Origin of the sequence: Bacteroides sp. AF25-38AC, from assembly GCF_003602995.1 — a bacterium.
Lineage (GTDB): Bacteria > Bacteroidota > Bacteroidia > Bacteroidales > Bacteroidaceae > Bacteroides > Bacteroides uniformis.
Genome location: NZ_QTMD01000072.1, coordinates 1 through 3,236, shown reverse-complemented (window position 1 = coordinate 3,236; position 3,236 = coordinate 1). Strand labels below are relative to the sequence as shown.

The window sequence follows — 3,236 nt, the reverse complement described above, 5'->3', positions numbered from 1 at the left end:
GTCATTCCATTCAGTTGTGAGAGGATGAAAATCTGACTGATCACCACTCCCGTAATCGCTCCGAACGGATTGAAGGCCTGAGACAGATTCAAACGGCGTGTCGCGGTACTTTCAGGACCGATTGCCAATACATAAGAATTAGTAGACGTCTCCAGAACTGAAAGTCCGGCAAAGAGAACAAAGATTGCCAGCAGATACATAAAGAAGCTGAAATCAACATTCACTCCCGAGCTAAGCATGGCAGGATAGAACAGTAAAGCCCCAAATGCATATAGACCAAGCCCCAGCATCACGCCTGATTTATAAGTGTATTTCTTGATAAACAAGGCACCGGGAACAGCACAACATCCATATCCCAACAAATAGCACACTACCTGTATCCAGGCTGTTTTTGAATCACTCATACTCATGATACGCTTGAAAGCTGCAAGCATGGTATCTGTCAGATTATTCGGCACAGCCCAGGCAAAGAAAAGAGTAGTGAGCAGAATGAATGGGAAGAGGATTCCTTTCGGTATTATTTTATTTGATTCCATACGAATTCTCCATTATATAGTTACCCTATTGAAACTTTGTTTTTATTACATTCAAATCTGCTCCAAATAAATCTTGCACGATAGGAACCAATTGTTCATCCTTACCCTGTATATGAATCACCTTTTGCGTATGGACCAATGAGGCACCGGGAGCCAGCTCCGCACCAGGAGAAGACGTTTCAATTTCATAGAAAGGTCCCATTATAGAACCGTCTTCTACCGGACCGTCATTATAAGAGTTGATTACATCGCCGGCAAACGGATCTTCCTGAGGTCCCCATTGGCCATTTACGTAGACTGAAGGAGTTTCGGGAAGACTACACCACAGGATTGTGAGTACGCCTTTCGATGAATCATAACTTCCGCAAATATCCGTTGCCCGTGAAGCCGGCAATCCCAGCTTGGAACGATAGAGCCCGTCAATCTTGAAATAGATAATACCATTTTCCTTTATCAGCCTATCCGCCGGTATCTTACCGAAATATTCATCATTCACAATTGTTCCTTCCGCATCTTGCTTATAAGGAATGAATACAGTAGTGGTCGGTGTAGGATTAAAACAGCCGAGCATCCATACGGATACAAGACCACCCTCTTTTGTCCATGCCTTGTCACCTGTATTGGTAATCTTATTCTCACTCTTGTAAGCTACAATTTTCATATCATTTGTAAGCTGGATATTAAAATCGGCAGCCACTTCACCGGCATCCATCAACGATACAGTACGGTCAATATTCATATCAAAAGTAGTACCGGAAGCATTTGTCAAACGGGTATCTTTCACAAAACGGATACTACTGTTGTCTTGCGACTTTATGTCAAAAGCTTCAGTATCAAGTACCGGAGGAACTATCCAATTATCATAAACCTGCTCTTGTCCTTCCTTAAAATAAAGTGAGAACGGACCACCTTCCGGACCAAGCCAGAAGCGTTCCTCACCTCCTACCGGATTAAATTGAGAACTGACTTTGCCTTCATTTATGAAACGATAATTAATCCAGCCGTAACTATCACCTTCATCGCCGGAAGCGGAAGTAGTCATTACACGGCCTTGCCATGCGGGAATAACCATCACTTTAGAATTCCCATCAGCAGATACCAATTCAGTATATTCAATGCCGTGGTCCTTTAAGAACTGGGCATCATAAGCATAACTTCCCATCTTGATTTCTTTTTGTCCGCCGCATGATACAAGTATTGCAGTTGCACCTACCAGCAGAGTGTTTTTCAGTTTGGTTGATTTCAACATAACGCCTGTGTCCTTTATTTATAGAGAGGTCCATAATTCTTGCAAGCTCTATAGTCACTGCCTTCCATATCCTCGCCAAAAGCAGTCCATGCACTGGGACGGAAAATATTTTCCTCAGAAACATTGTGCATGCATACCGGGATACGAAGCATGGAAGCCAGAGTAATCAAGTCAGCACCGATATGACCATAACTGATAGCGCCATGATTAGCCCCCCAGTTATTCATAACAGTATATACATCACGGAAATACCCCTTACCTGTCAGACGTGGAGCGAAGAAAGTGGAAGGCCATGTACGGTCAGTACGTTCATTGATAGCCTTGAAGACATCCTTATCCAAATTTACTGTCCAGCCTTCGGCAATCTGCAATACCGGACCTTGACCTTTTACGAGATTCAGACGGCACATTGTTACCGGCATTTCACCACGGGTCAGGAACTGGGAAGAATAACCACCGCCACGCATATATTCGCGACTGGCCGGATGCCACTTGGTTACAGAAAGACAAGCTTCTACTTCCTCTTCCGTAATTTCCCAGAAAGGCTTCATTACCGGTTTATTGTCACGTGTCTGACAGCCTGTTCCATCAAGCGTACAAGAGCCGGAGTTGATCAGGTGAATGAAACCGTTTGCCGCCTTACCTTCCAATTTCTTACCCGTTACCCGTTCTATGGCATTCGGACTCCAATAAGTACGCACATCCGCAAATATCTGTGCAGTATTGGTCAATAGATGATTGAAGAGCATTGAAGTACAATTCAACGTATCATTTTCCGTAGCGAAAGTAAATGCTTCACGGATACCGTTCCAATCGAAAGAAGTATTCAGTATAGCTTCTGAAAAATCACCGTCAGGCTTATAATCCGTCCACTGGCGCTGTCCCTGGAAACCCGCAGCAATCGCATTGTGTCCCATTGACTCTTCCTTGAACCCCATTTCAGCCAATTTGGGATTGCCAATCATCATATCACGGAAAATAAGGGTCATTTTTACCACGTATTCCCAACGGGCATCTTTCTCTTCACGGGAATATACCAGATGTTCCGGATTAAAGTCTGTCCCTTCATTACTCTTGCAATACTTTTCTGTCCATGCCATGGCACGTGCGAACTCTTCATGGTCATAAATGCCCAACTGGACACGACGTTCTATCTCACTGGCATCCACATACTCATTACGCATGCCCAAATACTCTTGGAAGAAATCAGGATTGGGAATAGAGCCTGCAATGCCCATGGATACACTGCCGATTGAAAGATAGGATTTCCCCTTCATTGTAGCCACAGCTATACCTGCACGGGCAAAGCGCAACAATTTTTCCTGTACATCTTCCGGTATCTCCATATTGGTCACCTCCTGTACATCACGTCCGTAAATGCCAAAAGTAGGCAATCCCTTCTGTGTATGGCTTGCCAATGCTGAAGCCAGGTAAACCGCACCCGGACGTTC

The 3,236-nt window shown here is 44.3% G+C and carries 2 protein-coding genes and 1 pseudogene; all 3 read right to left on the bottom strand.

The annotated features are described in order from the left end of the window. Positions 1-536: pseudogene (locus tag DWY55_RS21665) on the bottom strand (glucose/galactose MFS transporter); the annotation flags it as partial. Positions 537-561: 25 nt separating this feature from the next. Continuing rightward, positions 562-1,785 (bottom strand): DUF6786 family protein, encoded by a 1,224-nt coding sequence (locus DWY55_RS21660; RefSeq protein WP_008662244.1) that lies wholly within the window; start codon positions 1,783-1,785, stop codon positions 562-564. Between the two features lie 14 nt (positions 1,786-1,799). After that, a partial coding sequence (locus DWY55_RS21655) for an L-fucose isomerase (RefSeq protein WP_120178402.1) occupies positions 1,800-3,236 on the bottom strand: 1,437 nt, incomplete at its 5' end.